Raw genomic sequence first — 19990 nt, 5'->3', positions numbered from 1 at the left:
TAACGTAAAATTAATCTCCATCCAGCATTTGCTAACACCTTGACGCCCATGTTTTGCGACTACCTCATCCAAATTCTGACTGCCCGTGTCTACGATGTTGCCCAAGAAACACCACTTGAGTATGCTCCAAATTTGTCTGCACGGCTGAATAATCAACTCCTGCTGAAACGTGAGGATATGCAGTCAGTATTTTCCTTTAAACTACGAGGTGCTTATAACAAAATGGTGCAACTACCACCAGATATATTGGCACAGGGTGTAATTGCAGCGTCTGCGGGGAACCATGCTCAAGGTGTGGCCCTTGCAGCAAATCGTTTGGGAACCAAAGCGATTATCGTCATGCCAGTAACTACACCCCAAGTTAAGGTGGATGCGGTGAGAATGAGGGGCGGAGCAGTGGTGTTACATGGAAACACTTATGATGATGCTTATAGCTATGCGCGTGAATTAGAAGTAGAAAAAGGATTGACCTTTATTCATCCTTTTGATGATCCTCATGTCATTGCTGGACAAGGAACAATCGGGATGGAAATTTTACGGCAATATCAGCAACCCATCCATGCGATTTTTGTGGCAATTGGAGGAGGCGGATTAATTTCTGGGATTGGGGCTTATGTAAAGCGGTTGCGTCCCGAAATCAAGATTATTGGCGTTGAACCAGTAGATGCTGATGCAATGTCTCAATCGCTCAAAGCTGGACATCGGGTGCGCTTGTCCCAAGTGGGGTTATTTGCTGATGGTGTGGCGGTGCGGGAAGTAGGTGAAGAAACCTTCCGTTTATGTCAGCAGTATGTAGATGAAATTATTTTGGTGGATACAGATGATACTTGCGCTGCGATTAAAGACGTGTTTGAGGATACGCGATCTATTTTAGAACCAGCCGGTGCGTTGGCGATCGCAGCTGCCAAAGCTTACGCAGAGCGAGAACAAATCGAGGGACAAACCTTAATTGCTGTCGCCTGCGGTGCAAACATGAATTTTGATCGCCTCCGCTTTGTAGCAGAACGTGCAGAGTTGGGCGAACGCCGCGAAGCGATCTTTGCAGTCACAATTCCTGAGGAACGGGGAAGTATTCGCCAGTTTTGTGAATGTATTGGCAACCGTAATCTTACTGAATTTAATTATCGCATTGCCGATGAAAAAACAGCCCATATTTTTGTAGGAGTGCAAATTCAAAATCGTGCCGATGCTGTCAAGATGGTAGAAACCTTTGAAGCTCATGGATTTGAAACCCTTGATTTAACGGACGACGAACTAACTAAACTACATCTGCGGCACATGGTGGGTGGACACTCTCCTCTGGCTCACAATGAATTGCTCTACCGTTTTGAGTTTCCCGAACGTCCCGGTGCATTGATGAAGTTTGTGACTTCCATGAGTCCCAACTGGAATATTAGTCTTTTTCACTACCGCAACAACGGCTCAGACTACGGACGGATCGTTGTTGGTATCCAGGTTCCTCCCCACGAGATGGAAGAGTGGCAAGCTTTTGTCAATAACTTGGGCTATCGCTATTGGGATGAAAACAAGAATCCCGCATACAAGCTGTTTTTGGGATAGGGAGTAGGGAAGAAGCAGAGGGGCAGAGGGGCAGGGGAGCAGAGGAGCAGTATAACAATGCCCAATACCCCATACCCAATGCCCAATTTAACGAGAATTCCCCTTCAATATCAGATTGGAGTCCCAAGTATAGAAGCCGATTTGATTAGGAACCCTAGAAAATCTGCCTGTCCGATAGCCTCTAGATAGTTCATTCAGCACCTTATTTTTGATTTCTCTAAGTTGCTGAGAATCTAGTTCTCCATAAATTCCGGCAATGACTTCAGCAACACTGAAAACTTTACCTGGATTTTCTTCCAACAGAGAGGTGAGGGCATCAATTAAGAATTGACCCTCAAAGGCTTTGAGCATTGGTACTGTTTTTGTCGGGGGTACGAAAGGCTTCTTATTTTTGTTTTTGATACTCCTAGAAGCACCATTGCGATTACTTGGGGCTACCAAACTTAAATCCAGGGTATAACAACCTGGCTCATCGGGAATAGTTACCCAGTAATTTCTTTCTCTGCCTTGGGTGAGGGAAGATTGCACTCTACCTTTAACTACTTTGAATAGATTGGAATCTAACTCTCCATAAAGCGATCGCACGATAAAATCTATATGACAAACAGTGCCTATCTGCTCTTGCAATAGCTGTTTTATGGCTTCCATTCGCGAGATAGCGTGCTGATATTGAGGTAGCAAGGGGATTTCTCCCACCTTTGTTGAACTATCGTTGTTCTCTAGGGCGATTTTTGAATCTGTTGATGTAGTTGGAGATTGATTCTCTTTTGTATCAACAGCAGAAAAAGAATTATTAATCTCAATCTGATCTGAGTCTTTTCGTTGTGACTGTACAGACTCCACTAAGTTGATTTCGTTGATGTCATCAAGGGGTGATAAAAACCGCAGAGAAGCTTCTGGGGAAAGATTTGAGGTTTCATCAGCCGCAGTTAATCTTGATATTTGCTTGTTGGCATCAGAAAAAGACCAGTTAGACAACAATGCTTCTACATGGTCAAGCTGCGATCGCGCCTGTACAAAAAGACGTTCATACTCTTCTGTGAGGCGAGCATAATAGTCTCGTAATTCCAACAGTGGTGAGAGAAAAGTGCCCGGAGGTGGTTCTAATTGTCCATTTTGAGTCATAAGGCTTTAATCAATTTAAATTGATGTCACTTTTATAAGACATTGCTCTAGGTTTTGCTTTGTGAGATGCTGGCTGGGATTTCTTCGGCGGTTGGGGAGGGCGACATCTTTCACAATATAAAGGTCGAGGGCCAAAAGTCTCGCGCTTTGTCAGATCGTTACACTCTTTACAGACAAACTGGAAAACACGAGTATGAATCTGTCTTTTGTGCGCCCTAACAGTATATTCCCTAACATCAATGAATTTACTTGCCATAATCAGGAATTGTGAATTGCCGTCGTATCAATGTCCTATCAATATAGCTATTCAAGCAAATCAAACGGCATCAGTGTGTGTTTATGTAGAAGTTTTATTCAAATCAGTGAATTTGACGCCTAACATAAAGTGCAGATGAGCAACTTGAAAATGAGCTATTGACTATTTTCTCAGCATATAGTTGATGAGCAAACACTACAACCATTCTTTAGGCGCAGGCGATTTACATTGCCCTTATCAAAGAAATGGGTAGGGAAAGTGCAAGATTATTTACTTCCACTTCTATTGATTGGCAAAGGGCGCGATCGCCACTGTATCTAATTCCCCATCATCAAATTACCGCACTCCTAACGCCTCTTCCTCATGCTAGAGGGGTAATGCTTGATGAAGCCATTCCTGTCTAAAGAACAACCGCCTCCTAAAAACAAGGAGGCGGCGATCATCATTAATCAAAGTATGATTCCAATAAGTTTGATCCCTCTATTAATAGTATGTCAAGTTAACTTTAGTGGGTCAATAAGTTCGTAGTCAGAACATTAGTCTTTGTGTTAAGCACTCAAGCACCTACTACGAAAGCATCAATTTCAACTTGACAGACTACTGCTGACTGGGAGCCGCAGGTTGTGATTGAGGTTGTTGGCGTAAACGGCGCAAAGAGTCCCGCAATTTATTCTGGCCATTGTTATCTCTTCGCCGCCGCCGATTTGTGATTGCTTGTGGCTTTTGTGATGAATCGGTAGTCGTTTGCTCTGGTCGGATGCGGCGTAAGGACTCTCTTGCTGTTCCTTGAGTGCGAGTTGTGCGAACTTGAGATGATGAGCTAGCAGGACTTTCTGCTCTTTGAGGTTCCAGTCGCCGACTAAATCCAGATATTGCTGGTCTTGTAGCTCTAGCTTGATTATTAGATGAAGGTGTCAACTCTCTGCGCCTGCGTTTTGGAGTTTCCTGTGTGGAGTTGGCAGTAGCTGTCTGCCGAGTTCTCTCTTCTGCTTCTCTTCGTGCTTGCCGTTCTTGAACCTGGCGCGATCGCCGTGAACCTTTGATAGCATATTCAGTGGCTATCGATACCCCTTGTCTACCACCTTCTGCGGGTTTTAATTTCCACTCACGCGCTTGTCTTGCGGTTTCTTCATCCAAGTCGCGGTTTCCACTGGAGCGAGCAATCCGCACATTGGTAACATTGCCTTGTGCATCAGTGTCTACAGCTACTTCTACTCTGCCTTCCACTCCTCGCCGTCTTGCTGCTTCTGGATACTTGGCATTACATTCACGGCAAGCTGCACGACCATTACCATTACCTGAACTGTTAATTTTCGGCGGTGTTGGCGCTATTGGTGCTGTTGCGACTGTCGGACGGTTTCCTACTCCATTGCCAGTGCCAGTCCCAGTACCACTACCGATGCCACTACCAGTGCCAGCCCCAGTACCACTGCCAACGCCACTACCAGTGCCAGCCCCAGTACCACTGCCAACGCCACTACCACTGCCAGTCCCAGTCCCACTGCCAACGCCACCGCCACTGCCAGTCCCAGTTCCTCCACCAGTGCCAGTACCACTGCTTGTACCTACAGCAATACCACTACCTGAGCCTAAACCAACCCCAGAGCCACCACCGCCACCACCGCCACCACCATGAGGAGCAACAGTTGTCACAGGGACGAATGGTTTGGGAGCAATTTCTGTATTTGTTGGTTGTGGGTTTTGAGTAATTTGTTTTGGTTGTTGAACTGGCTGAGTTTGAGTAGTTTGTTTTGGTTGTTGAACTGGCTCAATTTTTGGTCTTTCAATAAATTCTTGTACTGGTTTTTGTACTGGTAAAGTTTCTATAGACTGTTTTTGAACAACTTCTGGTGATTTTTTCGGTTCTTCTGGAATTTTTTCAAGTGGTTTTTCTGGTTCGGCAGTCGGAGAATCCACGATCGCCACATCTATAGGTTCTTCTCCTGTGGGTACTCTCGTCAAATAATTACTTATGCCTGAGGACAGTACGCCGATATGCAGCGCCAGTGAACCTATTAGACTGTAAGTCAGAAAAGACTTGAGAGCCTCAACTTCTTTGGAACGTTGCTCGACAGTAGTGCCGGAAAAGCTCATAGCTATTGCTACCTATTCTCACTAATCTAGCTATCTTAGAATGCAAGGTTACAAATATCAAGTAAACAATTAAAATTATTTGCGATCGCCTACAGAACCCGGCACTAGCAAAAACATCTTTTTAAACCACCAATATCATGCTTTTTGGACAAAATTAACTTTTGTTGCAATTAAATTAAATTAATTTATGTAAAACAAACGAATGAGTAAATAAAAATCATGAACGTTACATTTGAAAAAATTATCATTATATTTTATATTTTATTGAGAATAAGTTTCAGTTTTCTCTAGATTCTGGTAGTCTGATTTTGTATTGTGGATGACGTTATAGAGGCACTACATGGGAATTCAAAATTTGTTTGCAGCAGGCGGTATCGTCATGTGGCCCCTGTTGGCGTTTTCAGTATTAGGTGTGGCACTGATCATTGAGCGGATCAGGTTTTGGGTAAGAATCAATCAGCGTCAAAACCGGGTAGTGCGAGATGTTTTGAATCTCTACCGTCTCGATAATATTGTCGGTGCAATGGATAAACTTCAGAAAAACGCAGATTTGCCACTGGCTCGGATTTTTCTGGCGGCTTTAGAATTAGAAGAACCAAATCCAGAGGAATTTCGTTTGGCGTTAGAAAGCGAATCGCAAGCTGAGATACCTGTACTCAAACGTTTCCAAAACATTTTCGAGACAATTATTAGTCTGGCACCACTGTTAGGTCTTCTTGGTACAGTATTAGGATTGATAGCTTCCTTTGCCTCCCTAAACCTTGGTGATGTGGGAGGTAGTAAAACAACTGGTGTTACATCTGGGATTAGTGAAGCTTTGGTATCAACTGCATCAGGATTGATTGTTGCTATATTCATACTCATGTTTGCCAATACCTTCCGGGGATTGTACCAACGGCAAATTGCACTAATTCAGGAGTATGGGGGACAGCTAGAATTACTTTACCGTCGTCGTTATGAACGAGGAGAAAAAACTTATGCGTCTACCAGATGAACCAGAACTTCCCCTACAGATCAACATCGTGCCGATGATTGACGTGATTTTTGCAATTTTGACATTTTTCATCATGTCAACTCTGTTTTTAACACGTTCAGAAGGTTTACCAGTAAATTTACCGAAGGCTACCACAGCTAAACAACAGCAAGTTCCCACTAAAATTACGATTACGGTAGATGAAAAAGAACAGATCAGCCTGAACCGTAAACCAATTGCAGTTGATGATTTGACAGCGCAGGTGCGGACTTTAGTTGGTTCTAACCCAGAAGTATTAGTGATTATTAATGCTGATGAAAAAGTTGATTATGGTCGGGTAGTGGCTGTGATGGATCGGGTACGTCAGGTTCCGGGGGCTAAATTAGCGATCGCTACCCAAAGAAAATAAATAGATATATTGGGCATCTGAAGTTCAGAGAGTCAGGAAAATTCTATATTCTGACTCCTAACTCCTTCTTGTCTAATAGACATCTCCAGCAATTATGCGTTGTCCAAAATCCTTGTTATACACAATTCATTAATTTTGCATACCTGATTTTCACTAAATATTTGATTCTAACGGAAGTAACTTTTCTTGGTGTAGGTTTTGCCAAGGTCAAGTTTAAGACGAATGCTTTTATTCTAGTATCTACAATCACGACATAATTCAAACTGACTTGATAAATTGCTAATTACACGAACCAAATAAGGTTTAGCAAATTTATACAAGCAGGTAGACTATCTGATGACTATTCCAGAGTCAATTAAAAAATTCATTACATGGATACAAGGTTTTGACCATCGGATTTTACAAAATGAAGATGATGTAAAAGAAAAGTTTATTTTGCCAATGTTTCACTATCTCTGCTATCCAGAGAAATGTCATCGTGAATATCCTTTGAAAACATATCAATCAAAAACCCACACCAAAAATCCAGAAGTTGCTCAGATTTATTTTGCAACAGATGATGTTGGACAACAAAATACAGATACATCATTGATTTTTGTGGAAACAATAGAACCACGGAAAACTAAGTTAAATGATGCTATTGAACAAGCTAAATTTTATAGTAATCATTTTAAGACATTATTCTTTATTGTCACTAACGGATATGAAATCAAGGTTTCTAAGCGTCTAGATTACCAGAGAGAAGAATCGGTATTTGATATAAATATAGATGCCCTGAGAAATAATGATATCGCCTCAAAGTTTTATAATCAACTAAATTTTAATTTTGTAAAGAATATCGATAAAAATCTAGCCAGTATTTTGACATATACTAAATATAACTTAATAGAAAAATTAATCATACGCAATCCAGATTTACAGGATATTTTAGAAAAATGTGATTTTGAGCCTTCTATAACGCGAGAAGGCTACCGCTTAGTTGTTGCAAAACCAAAAGTAGCGATCGCCTGTAATTTACCCAAGGCTTTTGGAGAAGGTAATTGTCAAATAGAATTCAGTAGTATTCTTTTCCGAGGTTTAAAAATTCACTTAAATCATCAAGATATTTTAGGTCAATTAATGACTGGATTGCACACCCAGCCAGATTGGGGATGTCGTCGTTTTTTAAAACAGTTAGATAAAAATACTTTTAAAGTAAATTTAAGTCAAACAACAGTTATTTTATCTAATTTAGAAGTAATAGACTTGTGTTTGTGTGTTGATGAAGTTTGTCAAGAATATCAAAATTTAATAATTGAATGTGAGAATGCTTTAGAAACATGGGATTTTGAACTCGTAAAATTTTCAGGAATTCGCGGTTTTATCCTTTTTTCTGTAAAACAAGAGTTATGGGAGTTAATGCAGCAGTTTGTTAAGGAATTTGATTATACTAAAGGCAAGTCAGAATGGCATCTCTTCCATAGAGAAGATATATCAATTCGAGTCAGTCGAGGAATTCGTGATCATACATTTATTGTCCCTAGACTAGATAGTAACTTATCTTTATTACGGAATAATCAAATTCACATAATTTATGAGTTAAACAAGGTAAATTTACAATCTTTTCAGACAGGTAAACATAGCTCATGGCAGCAAGATATAGGAATACGAGGAACCTGGACAGCTAGATATACCAAACAGTGGTTATTAGAGAAATATATTCCCAAAGTTATTAGTTATTACTCAGGAAAGTCTCAACTATCTGAAGATGAATTGTTAGCCAGAATAATAAATTACACAAGTGAAGGTGCGGTGATTAAAGAAATTGATAATATTAGAGATTTAGTACCTTATCTTCGTGGCATACAATCTTGGTTACATCTATATGTAGAAAATATTGCTGCTTCCCTCTTAAAAGCATATTACCAAGCCTATACAAATTTGGTGCGTAATACAGATTCTTCTATAACAGGCATAGACTATATTTTCGGAAATTTGCGGAAAGTTGAGTGGAAAAATACGCCAGAAGAAAATTATAGCAATTCCACAGACTGGAAAAACTTGACTTTTAAATATGCAATAGATTGCTTAGATGAGCAAGTTGCAAGAATAAATAATTGTGAATACGAGAAGAGTTTAAATGCAGATTTAATAACTCGGATATTTATTTGGATTATAGAAAATGGCAAAATCTCTTTCTCTCAAGCTCAGTTAAATGCTGCTAAACAGGCTTTGCTACCACTTTGGGAACAGAGTCGCTTTGAAATGCGCTATATTTATCCTAATCGATAAAACTACATAATCTGCTGTAAATATAATACAAATCCAGGTAGTACATTTTCTCCTGATAAACTAGCAGGATTGTCTAATATCTCTACATCTTTACCTGGACGATAGATTTCGACTCGCTTGTTTTTCCGATCAATTAACCAGCCTAATTGAGTGCCATTTTCGATATACTCCTGCATTTTCTCTTGCAATTCTTTCAAGGAATCAGTACGAGAACGCAACTCTACTACAAAATCAGGACAAATTGGGGCAAATTTTTCTTGTTGTTCTGGGGTTAAAGCATTCCAACGCTCAATTTTCACCCAAGAAACATCAGGAGAACGTTCTGCACCATTGGGTAGGGTAAAGCCAGTTGAAGAGTCAAAACCTTTGCCTAATTTAGTCTGTTTATTCCAGATTCCTAATTCAACAACCATATCAAAGTTACGGTTGCCAGTCTCACTACCTGTAGGTGGCATAATTAATAATTCCCCTGATGCTGTGCGCTCAAATCGATAATCGCGGTTTTTCTGACACATCTGGAAAAATTGCTCATCAGTCAAGTCAATTTTCAATTTGAGTGTAGAAGGGAAAGTGGTTGTCGTAGCGTTCATAGGCTATTGTGAGCATCTTAGTTTCTAGTTTAGTAGTTTGTGGGGCGCGTAGGCGTAGCCCGTCGTAGACCTCGCATGATGAGATAATGGAGGGCGATCGCACTTTATTTCAATCTTTATTTTTTCCGAATAGGCGCAGCCTTACCCAAATAAATTGTCTTGTCACCTGGAGGAAGAATAATCCAATTTAGCCGTACTAGGCGAACTTTAAGATTAGTTATTGTTACACCTAAATCCTTTTGCATTGCATAAAGGTGAGACCATTTTGTTAAATCACGTTCTGTTGCCATTTGTTCTAAAATAGAATGAGGCATCAGTAAATAACTCGCAAAACGTTGAGCTTGCAACTCCATTTTTTGCAGTTGACCACTAACAGCACGGCATAAAAAAGGCTGCATATCTATTTCACTTTTACCACCCTGCTTGATCAGTTCTTCAAACTGACCAGCCGTCTTTTGGTCAATATGTAGTTCCCAGTGTCCCAGTTCATGAGCTAGCGTTGATTCTTCAAACCCTTTGGGAAGTTTCAAAATATCTTCATTGATTTCAATTAAATGCTCCAATGGCAAAATCCTTGCTGCTATTTGTCCTTCAGCATCAGGCGGTATCCTATCCCAAACAACATTCAACCCTAAAAACTCTGCCACACGAGTTGCATCTAAAGGCCACTTGGGAATATACTTAGGTGTTTCCTGCATACGCTTGAGAATATTATTAGCCCTAGCCTCAATTTCGCTATCAGGAATATAGCGATACTGCTTAATGATACTCAACCTTGCTTCTCCTCATTTTCTGGTTGTGTAGCTTCTCGAAAAACTCTTTTAGCAAAATCAGGATTTTCCTGCATTCGACGAAACAAAGCAGGCATTGTCTTGTAATGTTGCTTGAGAAAATCCTCGTCACGCTGGGGAATACGACCAGCCGAAAAAATTAACTCTTCCTCATTTAAATCCAGATGCCGTGCCAGAGAACGGATGACATCTTCTTTTGGAGGATAGTCCGCACGATCGTTCTCTAATTTAGACAGATAAGTGAAATCTAGCCCTATTAGTTTTGCTAGCTCACGCTGACTAAATCCCTTATCTTTGCGGGCTTCACGAATAAGCTGACCAAAACTTTGATTCACTTTTTTTCCTACTTAACTAAACATAATAACAGAGTGTTGACTAAAAAATCAATACACGTTAGGCTATAGTTGAATAAAAAATCAACATAGCTAACAAGGATATAAATTATGGTGTGGCGACCCTATGTGAGTTTTAACATTTGGTCACAGTTCGCTTCATCTGTTGGACAAGAATATTGGCACTGTGATATGAAACGAGGTTTTTCCAGAGCGCGAAAAAAAGAATTATTAGTTAAACCATTGTTGGAGCAAGACACTATTCCTCAACATATCGGTTTGCAGGCACAGAAAGGTATTTACGAATTTCACCAAAATATTCAACTTTTGACACATTCAAATGGTGTACAGATAGTAGCAGAGAAGCTTAAATTAGACCAAGAACCTGTCGAAGTTAAGCAGCGAATTATTAAAATTTTGACAAACTACTATCAGGAGCCGATTCTCTCTGGAAAGAACATCCTTAATCTTAGTCGAGGTGATGAGGGAATTCCAGAACCAATTCTGATTCAGCAAGGTAATTATTTTTTTAACTTATTTGTAGCTATTGACTGCATTTTTACTGAATCCGACGGCAGACTGCACATTTTAGATTTCAAAACAGGCACATCTAATTTTGATAGACGACAAGCATTTGTCTACCTGTTGGCGGCTACTTATATGTTCCCTGGACAAAAAGCTGTTGCCTCATTTTATAACTTAGAAACTGGCAAATGGTCTGAGCCTATTACTGCTACAGATAGTCAACTCAAGGCAATTCAAGCTAAATTAGCTCAAATAGCACAAGAACATCAAAAAGAATTGCGTTGTTACAAGCAAAATCCATCTGCATTTGCTGAAATATTTCCTGCTAATCCTGGAATACCCTGTCGAAATTGTCAATTCACATCGATTTGCCAATTTAATTCATTGGAGGTTTCTGCATGACTATCGCTATTGCATCTTCCCAAATTTCTACCTCTTTTAGTGAAGTTTTCCCAATCAAAACTTTACAACTTAAGTTGATGTGTTTTCGGCTAACACCTGAAATTGATAAAAAAGATGGCAACCGATTGAGCTATCATTTTAGTCGAAAATTACCTGAGACTGTTGTCATCTGGTACAAGCCTTATTTTTGGGTTTTGGCAGCATCTCATAAAGATTTACCTAGTAAAGAAGAATTACAAGAGGCACTAAAAAACATTCAAAATGAAGTAGAAGATTTTAAGGAACGCTTATTCGGTTTCCAAGCAGTACGCCAGCCTCAACCCACACCTTTTATTCATTCTCTGTTATCTATTCAGATTTTGAATAAAACTAAATTTGATTCTCCAGTTGTTCTGTCTGATAATGGAGTTATAGTCACAAGAGAACCAGATTTTTGGTCAGAAACGATCGAATTACAAGGTGAGTTACAGCCTGCTCTTAGTTTGACAGTGTGCAGTAGCATTGTCTTTCGTGATAATTTAGCTGATTTCTACGAAAAACATCCTCAACGGCAGAACTCAGAACAGCTTTTAATTGGTTTAAAAGTTCAAGAAATTGAACGAGGTAGTAACGCGACAATTGTCGGTATTATTGGAACTATCGAAGAGCATAGAGATGAACTCTTAGCAAAAGCTACTGGTTCAACTAGTAAACAAGCACTACGAGATGCCCCAGACGATCAACCTGTTGTTGCTGTACAGTTCGGTAAAGATACTAAACAGTTTCACTATGCTATGGCAGCTTTACGTCCCTGTGTTACATCTGCCACAGCCGATCAATTTGAAGTTGAATACGGAAAGCTACTTAAGGCTACTAAAATTTCGCATCAAGACAGAACAAGTCTGTTGACATCTTATAAAAAAATAGCAGCAGACGCTTTAAGTACTTATGGAATTCAACTAGAACGTAGTATCAATAGCATTCAACATCCAAATTTATTCTGGAAACCTGAATTTCCTATAGAGGAAACTGCTCTACTTTTTGGTAATAACTTTATAACTAAAAGAAATGATGTTCTAAATGGTCTTATAAAAGGTGGAGTTTATCGCCGTCACGCTGATTTTAAAGATAAATCCAAAGTGATTCACATTGCAGCACTAAAGCTTTGTGATTTAAAAGTAGATCCGTTTCTGAATTTACTTAAGCAGCGTCTGGAACTATATGGATTTAAAAGTGAAGTTATTACTAAGCGACCTTTGTCACTGAATAATCTGACTAAGACTGAGGCAAGAGCAGAAGTTGAGAAAAAAGTTAATGAATTAATTGAGATACCACACGACATTGTTGTAACTTTTTTACCTCAAAACGATCGTCATGAGGATGATACAAATGAGGGAAGTTTTTACCATCAAATATACTCTTTATTGCTCCGTCGTCAAATTGCTAGTCAAATGATTTATGAAGATACTTTGAATAAACCTGGAAATTACCAGTATATCTTGAATCAAGTAATTCCAGGAATTCTAGCAAAATTAGGCAATTTGCCTTTCGTTCTAGCTGAAGACTTAAAAGATGCTGATTATTTTATTGGCTTGGATGTTTCTAGAATTTCCAAAAAAAGGCAAGCAGGTACAAGAAATGCCTGTGCTAGTATACGTCTCTATGGCAAACAAGGGGAGTTTGTTCGTTATCAACTAGAAGATGATTTAATTGATGGTGAAGAAATACCACCTAAACTATTGGAGCGATTATTACCTGCTGCTGAATTAGCAAACAAAACAGTCTTAATTTATCGTGATGGTTCCTTTGTTGGAAATGAAGCTGATTATTTAGTAGATAGAGCTAAAGTAATAGGAGCTAAATTTATTTTGGTGGAATGTAAAAAATCTGGTATTCCCCGACTGTATAACTTAAAGCAGAAAGCTGTAATAGCACCTTCACAAGGCTTAGGGCTTCGTTTATCATCTCGTGAAGCAATTCTGGTAACAACTAAAGTTCCTGATAAAGTTGGTTTGGCTCGTCCTATACGTTTAACAATTCATGAGAAAGGACACCAAATCTCAATAGAAAGTGTTTTAGAAACTACTCTAAAACTTACGTTATTGCATCATGGAGCTTTAAAAGAACCTCGCTTACCTATGCCATTATATGGATCTGATCGCATGGCTTATCTACGTTTGCAAGGTATTCGTCCTAGCCAGATGGAGGGCGATCGCCAGTTTTGGCTGTAGAATTAACATCAACGCTACAGACATTCTGTATCCAATCAAAACCTGACTTTTCGCAAGAGCGATCGCAATGCAAACAACTTCTGGTTAAATTTTATTAATGCTCTATAGGACTCATATTTGATTTTTGAAAAAAATTCAGTACACCTTAATCTTCTGAAATTCTCTTGCCTATTGCAAGAGTGCCTATTGCCTACCTACACAAGTGATTTCAGCAATCAAACCGGATTCCTATATAAGCTTAATACTTTAGAGGGTAGAAAAATCTAGATGCTTTGGTTAACTAAATGGCTAGTGTTAGGAACTATATTTGTTAGCTTAACTTTTAGCACACCTTTATTTGCCAGTCAGTCTATGAACCAACAAGATATCCAGATATTAATAGAAAAAGCTAAAGATGCATGGATTGCTCAAGATGTCGATGCTCTTGCACAATTGTTTACGATTGATGGAGAACTAATCGTACCTGGTCAATGCTGGCAGGGGCAAGAAAAAATTCGAGAAGAACTTACCCAGTTTAAACAACAGTATTCAGATGTCAAAATAGACATCCGGCGGATTATCATTGGAGAAAATCAGGCAGCAGTAGAGTGGTACTACGAAGACACAGAAAAGGCGACAGGTCGTCGTAATAAAGCTGATGACGTAATTGTTGTAGATTTTAAGGATAGTCAAATTAGTCGCTGGCGTGAATATTTTGACACACAAACGCCAGCTAACAGATAGTTACATTAGTCGTGAGACTTCAATATCCTTAACTGATTTTGAATTAAGGATATTGGAATTTCAAAACTAACTTGTAATGTAAAAAACGCGAGACGCCTACCACCTCAGACCGCTCTGATGAAGAATTTAACCTTCCCTAAGTGATAATAAAGTGGAGGAAGCGATAAAAACTCCACACCGTCAAGGATTTTTATTAATTTACACTGTTCAAACATCTGCGATCGCTCTCCTTCGATGTCTGATATTGGGCCACAGCGGCATAACACCCATACAGTGCTGTCTGTTTTCATAAACTAGAATAGCTAACAGTTGGGTGAAAAACTCTCTCTCTCAAGTATAAACACGACCTAGTCAAGAGATATAGCTATATTGTTTATACAAACTTGTCTAAAGTAAGATTTTAATTCTTTATAACTTTAGCTAGTCATTTGACGCCGTTGAGACTGTACTTGATTAAACTGCTTTTGTTGTGGTGTTAATTGGCTGTAATCACTTAAAGATTGCATATCCCATTGTAATTCTGCTAGTAACAGTAAACTAACGGTCATAATTAGCCCCGTTGAGAGAAACTGCATGACACCGCAGTATGGCAAAACTAAAATTCCCAGCAAATGAATAAATCCCATCAGAACAAATGTGCGTGAACGCATTCCTACCCCGGTGCAAAAGTAGCCGATGGCACTTAATCCTAACCAGAGTGGACACAAACGGATCAACACCTCTCCCCATCCCAAAAAAATGCTCAGATCGGTCAAGATTAAACCCATTAAGATTAAAATCGCCCAGCTATAAACAACCCAGCGTAGCTGTTCTACAGTTGCCCAAAACCAAGTTAAACTTATCATGCCAACTGCACCGAATAAGGTAAGCACTGACCACAAAATTGCTTGGCTACTCCAGCTAATGGGTAGAAACTGCGCGGTTATAAAAATTCCAGATGAAATTAGTCCCCAGAGAATAAATGCTTGATCGACGCGAGTATAAAACTTTGAAAAGAGGGTGAAATTTCCAATTTGGTAGTTGAGACAGACTAGACCTTGAATATCTTGAAAATCTAGCTCTTGCTGTTTTTCACGCAGGAGCGGCTCCGAGGAATTGAAAAAAGTCATTGAGAATCTATTACTCTTGGTAGATGAAGAAATTATTACTCTATCCAAAGATATATTGTTATTTAAATATAAACAAGTAAAGAATAGTTGAGATGTTCTTGAGCGAGAAAGGTTATAGAAGTCAGTACTATTTATTCTAGCTTCGTATATTTTGTGACTTTTAAACTAAAAGCTCGTTGATGGAATCGTTTGTTTTTAATAGCGATCGCAATATCAAAATACTAAATAAAGCGCTATCAGTTTCTTTTGCTTAAGCGTGGCAATGTCTACGACGAGGTACGCCTACGCTACTTCACCACGCTTAAGCAGCAACTGATCTAGTTTTCTATTTACGTACTAGGTTCAGCAGTTCTTTAGGTGAAGCCAGCAAGTCAATCGCTACAAAGAAGATTTTGCCTTGGGGATCTAGCAAAAACCGCCATGCAATATTCATTCCCACGCTGGCACCGAACCAAGGGGTTTGGACTTTACCTGTAACTTTAACTTGGGTATAACCATCTTCCACAGGCTCAGATATACCACGCTCTGGGATCATCTTCAGCCCCTGGCATTCTTCACGCATATAAGCGCGAATTGCCTCTTGACCAACAATCGGTCTTTCAAAAGGAGGTTGCAAAGCACCTTCGGAGGTAAACAGAGAAACCGCAGCATCAAAGTCATTGGCATTCATGTTGTTGATATAGCCCAACACCGTAGGATTGTTAACGCCCTCGATGCTGACTTTAGTCCGAAACGCTGGTGCAGTTGGAGGAGCTACAGGTTCTGAGACTTTTTTGTAACTACCAGGAGCGTTCGGGTCAAATCCCATGCTAATTACGGTATTGCGTAGGATGGTGATTTGTTGACCTGAATCAGCATTTCGGATTGCTTGCAACACATCGGCAGCTTTCGGAGAAAGTTTGTAACCTTCTGGGATGGGAGCAACGATTCCCTGCGCCATCCATTCTCCTAACTGATACCAGAAACCCAACTTAATGTTCACGGTGAAGGATGCATAGGAACGACACAGGGGGGTGTCAGCACGGTTAGCCAAATCATACATGACTTGCGTTTGAGCCTCAAAAGGCATCTGCTTAATTTGTTCAAGCAAGCCTTGAGCGAGGATCATGTTGGCTGCGCCAGGAGCAGCAACTGTAATACTTCTACCCATCTCGGTATAGGCAAACCAAAGTAATGCTAGTTGATCTTCAGCATTGAGCTTAGAGAATGATTCGACAACAGTTGGAACAACGTCAGCAACCAGGGTGCCGGGAAAAATACCTTGAGCAGATTGGATGGTAAAAGACATAGCAGAAATTCCAAAAAGAAAATTACAGTTTTATCGAATGTGAAAAATCAAATGTGCAAAGACGCATGAGAAAAAGGCACTCAGCAGTTTTTGCATTGCAGAATAGCCCATCGTAGAAATAGCTCTACTAAAGGCATAGCAATGCCGTTGCCCTTGAGTTTGGATACTCGGCAAAGCATATTGCAGGCTCAAATGCATAGTTATTTAGGAAGCCTGGATCAACAATGGTTTAACGCATTGATGTTGCTTTTGTATCTTTATGTAAAGAAACATAACAAGTTCGTTACAAATAAGCAATACCTTCTCAGTTATACATAAATAAGTTTTATTTATGTATACGATAAGTTTTACTGAAGTTAAATTAAACGTAATTGGTGCTTTTGTGTATATTCACTTCCAAGAGTGTAGGCGCAATCCGTTGTAGACATTGGCTACATCTAGCACAAATCCGAAATACCCTACTTATTTTGTACGGTTTTTACTACTTTTTTTGTTATGTCAAGTACTTGCAAAAAATATTTACAATAATTAATATTATTTCACGAATTACAAAAGCAAGGAGTAAAAGATGACAAGGCTTTACGATTCACGAACGCGGTCAACTTAACAGGTTTGCGATCAAACCCAAAGTTTATGTTGATAAAACTGATGAAACCCCACGTATAGGATTCACCAAATATGCCGAAGAAATCAATGGTCGTTTGGCGATGATTGGTTTTGTCTCACTCATAGCTTTAGAGGTTCTCACCAGACACGGTTTGATTGGATGGCTAACCAGCCTTTAGAAAAGACACTTTTAGATTTATGAATTTTCTTCACTTGACGAATAAACCCATTTAGAGGCAAACTTATGAAAACTGATTTTGATTATCCTAAAAAGAATTTAATTGGGCCCGTTGTTTTTAGACCTGATTTCAATGACTTTGAGACTATCAATGCAAATCAAGCCTGGTCATTGTTTTTTACTGCTGGTCAAGACGATAAAGGACTAGGGCAAGAAATTGAGTTCGGGAGATTTTTCACTAACCTTTTAATTGCCATCGGAGTAACTGGAATTCTTTGGGGTATTTACTTTAGCCAATTGGGATGAGCAAGTTTATTGATTACTAGTAGTTCGCTTTCGTAACTTGGCGGGGTAAAGGGGCAAAGGGAAAAAGGGTTATTTTTTTACCCTTTAACCTTTACCCTTTTCCCAGCCCTCACCTAACAATTTTGGTTTAGTAGATTACTAGTGTGTGCTAAATTTAACAGAGGTCTTGGATTTGTAAACCAAGACTTCTTTGTACTTTTCAATATCTCTAAAAAACTCTATTTAGCTTTGGAAAAAGTTTGATGTTAATTGGATTTATAAAGCTTCCCAATTTGTCACGGTATTGTGGATACGTGGGCTTAGAAGTAGCACAAATTGTTTCCAAACATCTTGCAGTTCAAAATAAAACCTACGTAATTCAAAATAGAAGAATATTGATATCTCAACTTTTAAAATCTGGTCTGGATTCTCATACAGCAAATCGAACTGTTACTGTACTTATATCAAGCCCGGTTTTACAATTAAGCAACAAAAACCAGTGTGCAATTAATTTTACCCGAAAGTAACTATACAGATATAGGAATCCGGTTTGATTACTGAAATCACTTGGCTTAGGTAGGCAATAGGTAATAGGCAAGAGGCAAGAGGCAATAGGCAATAGGAAATAGGTAATAGGCAATAGGCAATAGGTAATAGGTAATAGGCAATAGGCAAGAGGCAAGGGGAGCATCCCAGTTTTTTGCAAAGAAGTCAAAAATCAGTCAGGATAAGTAAGACGAGAGTATTTACCTACCGATGACTCCAGAACAAAAGCAAGCTCTTCAAGAACATGTGAAAGCGATCGCTAAAATATTGTACGAAGACACGTCACCAGAAAGGCTAACAAGCCTTGCAGGAATTGAACAAGCAGTGCGGAATCAAATGCAGAAGCATGTAATGCCAGAAGTAGGGGTTTTTTTGTCGAAACGGTTACAGGAACAACCGCAGGATACCAACGACGACTCAAAAGCATCTTGGGAGAGTTAGCAATAACGAGCAAACAAGCTATTGAGCTAGAAGTCGCGCCAAGTAGTCAACTAAGTCCATATCTAGAAACTTGTTGCTTACGGGTGAGTGCGAATGTCAGCTATGAAGATGCAGCATCAGATATCGAATATTTTACGGGTATACATATTTCCCGCAGCAGTCAACAGAGATTGGTGCATCGTCAAAACTTTGAATTGCCAACACAAGAAGATATGGTTGAAGAATTAAGTGTTGATGGTGGGAACATCCGCGTCCGGACTCAATCAGGTGAAGTATGTGCGTGGCTTGGCTATAAAGCGATCAGCTTACATCATCTAGGAATTTTAGGAACTTCTTTCCAGAATAACCAGGTTGTGATTGATTGGGTGAATGAGCAACCACTTGCTAGTACAGTCACTTGTATCGGTGATGGACATGACGGCATTTGGAAGATTATTGACCAACTAGCACCTGATGTACAACGTCGAGAAGTACTCGATTGGTTCCATTTGATGGAAAACCTCCACAAAGTCGGGGGTTCGCAAAAACGCTTGAAACAAGCACAGGCTCTACTATGGCAGGACTTACGCAACTGTCACAAGCAATGGCGCGGTGTAGCCGCGCCGCGCGCCAAGCAACTACACGATAAACATGGGAAAATCCGGACGTTTTAGTTGCTGAACTAAATAATTTGATAACAATCCATGCTTAATTTGATAAATTGTTTGGCCAGTTTTATAAGCTAAATCTTTGAGCCTAAGCCAGACTAAAATAGCGCAAGCAATATGATTTCTTTGAATCCGACCCTTACGGCATTGACATGATTCAATGCCAGTCAATTGCTTTAATTCACGGTGAAACTCCTCAATTTTCCATCGAACCTTACACACTTGTTGTACAACGTCCGTAGAAGCTTGAGATAAATCGTTCGTAGCGATAAAATCCGTTCTGTCGGTGGAGACAGTTACCCGGAACAGTTTCACTTTTTTGGCTGCGGGAAATTTCTTTATTTTAACTATTTTACCTGATTTTAACTCCTCATTATCCCAAGATAACAATTCAATTCTTTTATAATCTTCTTGCTTGTCTGTATCATCAACAAGTCGATTACGCTTCAGAGGGCAATAATAATATTTCCCTAACCCATCAATATAAAACATCAATTTATTTGTGGCATACCAAGTGTCCATCAACACGGTTTGAAATGGTAAAACCTTATGATATACAAGGTTTTGCAGCATCTCTATCACATGAACTATCTTTGTTTTTCCATCTCTGTCCGGGTCATAAATCCGAT

19 protein-coding genes and 1 pseudogene are annotated in these 19990 nt (G+C 39.5%); 11 read left to right on the top strand and 9 right to left on the bottom strand.

Annotated elements, in window-relative coordinates:
- Positions 1 to 48: 48 nt before the first annotated feature.
- Positions 49 to 1560, top strand: coding sequence for a threonine ammonia-lyase, biosynthetic (gene ilvA / locus RMX98_RS02675; protein ID WP_322676492.1), 1512 nt, complete (start codon positions 49 to 51; stop codon positions 1558 to 1560).
- Between the two features lie 87 nt (positions 1561 to 1647).
- On the opposite strand, the gene RMX98_RS02670 is transcribed toward ilvA, so the two are convergent.
- Complete coding sequence (locus RMX98_RS02670; protein WP_322676493.1) at positions 1648 to 2685, bottom strand: hypothetical protein; 1038 nt, start codon at positions 2683 to 2685, stop codon at positions 1648 to 1650.
- Positions 2686 to 2695: 10 nt separating this feature from the next.
- Positions 2696 to 2941 (bottom strand): hypothetical protein, encoded by a 246-nt coding sequence (locus RMX98_RS02665; RefSeq protein ID WP_322676494.1) that lies wholly within the window; start codon positions 2939 to 2941, stop codon positions 2696 to 2698.
- 245 nt (positions 2942 to 3186) lie between these two features.
- Here RMX98_RS02665 and RMX98_RS02660 point away from each other — a divergent pair, with 245 nt between their 5' ends.
- On the top strand, positions 3187 to 3345 hold the full coding sequence (locus RMX98_RS02660) for a hypothetical protein (protein ID WP_322676495.1): 159 nt from the start codon (positions 3187 to 3189) through the stop codon (positions 3343 to 3345).
- Between the two features lie 193 nt (positions 3346 to 3538).
- Here RMX98_RS02660 and RMX98_RS02655 read toward each other — a convergent pair whose 3' ends face one another.
- Positions 3539 to 5035, bottom strand: coding sequence for an energy transducer TonB (locus RMX98_RS02655; RefSeq protein WP_409881018.1), 1497 nt, complete (start codon positions 5033 to 5035; stop codon positions 3539 to 3541).
- 340 nt (positions 5036 to 5375) lie between these two features.
- On the opposite strand from RMX98_RS02655, the gene RMX98_RS02650 reads away from it, so the two are divergent.
- The 3 genes from RMX98_RS02650 to RMX98_RS02640 all read left to right on the top strand — a co-directional run bounded on the left by RMX98_RS02650 (position 5376) and on the right by RMX98_RS02640 (position 8688).
- Positions 5376 to 6029 (top strand): MotA/TolQ/ExbB proton channel family protein, encoded by a 654-nt coding sequence (locus RMX98_RS02650; protein WP_322676497.1) that lies wholly within the window; start codon positions 5376 to 5378, stop codon positions 6027 to 6029.
- A complete protein-coding gene (locus tag RMX98_RS02645) occupies positions 6013 to 6417 on the top strand; it encodes a biopolymer transporter ExbD (RefSeq protein ID WP_322676498.1) in 405 nt (134 codons plus the stop codon). The genes RMX98_RS02650 and RMX98_RS02645 overlap by 17 nt, the downstream gene beginning before the upstream one ends.
- A 336-nt stretch (positions 6418 to 6753) precedes the next feature.
- Positions 6754 to 8688 carry a type I restriction enzyme HsdR N-terminal domain-containing protein gene (locus RMX98_RS02640; protein WP_322676499.1) on the top strand — a complete coding sequence of 645 codons (1935 nt, stop codon included), beginning with the start codon at positions 6754 to 6756 and terminating at the stop codon, positions 8686 to 8688.
- Between the two features lie 2 nt (positions 8689 to 8690).
- Here the strand turns inward: RMX98_RS02640 and RMX98_RS02635 are convergent, their stop codons facing one another.
- The 3 genes from RMX98_RS02635 to RMX98_RS02625 all read right to left on the bottom strand — a co-directional run bounded on the left by RMX98_RS02635 (position 8691) and on the right by RMX98_RS02625 (position 10404).
- Positions 8691 to 9278 carry a Uma2 family endonuclease gene (locus RMX98_RS02635; protein ID WP_322676500.1) on the bottom strand — a complete coding sequence of 196 codons (588 nt, stop codon included), beginning with the start codon at positions 9276 to 9278 and terminating at the stop codon, positions 8691 to 8693.
- Between the two features lie 116 nt (positions 9279 to 9394).
- On the bottom strand, positions 9395 to 10051 hold the full coding sequence (locus tag RMX98_RS02630) for an ImmA/IrrE family metallo-endopeptidase (RefSeq protein WP_322676501.1): 657 nt from the start codon (positions 10049 to 10051) through the stop codon (positions 9395 to 9397).
- Positions 10048 to 10404: a helix-turn-helix domain-containing protein gene (locus RMX98_RS02625; RefSeq protein WP_322676502.1), complete on the bottom strand. Its 357-nt coding sequence runs from the start codon at positions 10402 to 10404 to the stop codon at positions 10048 to 10050. Before RMX98_RS02625 ends, RMX98_RS02630 begins: the two co-directional genes overlap by 4 nt.
- Positions 10405 to 10512: 108 nt before the next feature.
- Here RMX98_RS02625 and RMX98_RS02620 point away from each other — a divergent pair, with 108 nt between their 5' ends.
- The 3 genes from RMX98_RS02620 to RMX98_RS02610 all read left to right on the top strand — a co-directional run bounded on the left by RMX98_RS02620 (position 10513) and on the right by RMX98_RS02610 (position 14261).
- Positions 10513 to 11328, top strand: coding sequence for a PD-(D/E)XK nuclease family protein (locus RMX98_RS02620; protein WP_322676503.1), 816 nt, complete (start codon positions 10513 to 10515; stop codon positions 11326 to 11328).
- Positions 11325 to 13538, top strand: a complete 2214-nt coding sequence (locus RMX98_RS02615; RefSeq protein ID WP_322676504.1) for a Piwi domain-containing protein — start codon at positions 11325 to 11327, stop codon at positions 13536 to 13538. Before RMX98_RS02620 ends, RMX98_RS02615 begins: the two co-directional genes overlap by 4 nt.
- A 267-nt stretch (positions 13539 to 13805) precedes the next feature.
- Positions 13806 to 14261 carry a nuclear transport factor 2 family protein gene (locus RMX98_RS02610; RefSeq protein ID WP_322676505.1) on the top strand — a complete coding sequence of 152 codons (456 nt, stop codon included), beginning with the start codon at positions 13806 to 13808 and terminating at the stop codon, positions 14259 to 14261.
- A gap of 416 nt (positions 14262 to 14677) precedes the next feature.
- On the opposite strand, the gene RMX98_RS02605 is transcribed toward RMX98_RS02610, so the two are convergent.
- Both RMX98_RS02605 and RMX98_RS02600 read right to left on the bottom strand, forming a co-directional pair.
- Complete coding sequence (locus tag RMX98_RS02605; protein ID WP_322676506.1) at positions 14678 to 15370, bottom strand: hypothetical protein; 693 nt, start codon at positions 15368 to 15370, stop codon at positions 14678 to 14680.
- Positions 15371 to 15695: 325 nt separating this feature from the next.
- Positions 15696 to 16658: an orange carotenoid protein N-terminal domain-containing protein gene (locus tag RMX98_RS02600; RefSeq protein WP_322676507.1), complete on the bottom strand. Its 963-nt coding sequence runs from the start codon at positions 16656 to 16658 to the stop codon at positions 15696 to 15698.
- Positions 16659 to 17242: 584 nt separating this feature from the next.
- On the opposite strand from RMX98_RS02600, the gene RMX98_RS02595 reads away from it, so the two are divergent.
- The 3 genes and pseudogenes from RMX98_RS02595 to RMX98_RS02585 form a co-directional block, all read left to right on the top strand.
- Positions 17243 to 17443, top strand: coding sequence for a chlorophyll a/b-binding protein (locus RMX98_RS02595; protein ID WP_322676509.1), 201 nt, complete (start codon positions 17243 to 17245; stop codon positions 17441 to 17443).
- 65 nt (positions 17444 to 17508) lie between these two features.
- A complete protein-coding gene (locus RMX98_RS02590; protein WP_322676508.1) occupies positions 17509 to 17748 on the top strand; it encodes a hypothetical protein in 240 nt (79 codons plus the stop codon).
- A gap of 735 nt (positions 17749 to 18483) precedes the next feature.
- Positions 18484 to 19274: pseudogene (locus RMX98_RS02585) on the top strand (ISKra4 family transposase); the annotation flags it as partial.
- A gap of 57 nt (positions 19275 to 19331) precedes the next feature.
- On the opposite strand, the gene RMX98_RS02580 reads toward RMX98_RS02585, so the two are convergent.
- Positions 19332 to 19990 (bottom strand): transposase (locus tag RMX98_RS02580; protein WP_409881017.1); only part of this gene is annotated, 659 nt, incomplete at its 5' end.

It is taken from the genome of Nostoc sp. DedQUE02, from assembly GCF_034531035.1.
GTDB lineage: Bacteria > Cyanobacteriota > Cyanobacteriia > Cyanobacteriales > Nostocaceae > Nostoc.
Note: the sequence above shows the minus strand (reverse complement) of the source record. Positions and strands in the feature narration are given on the sequence as shown.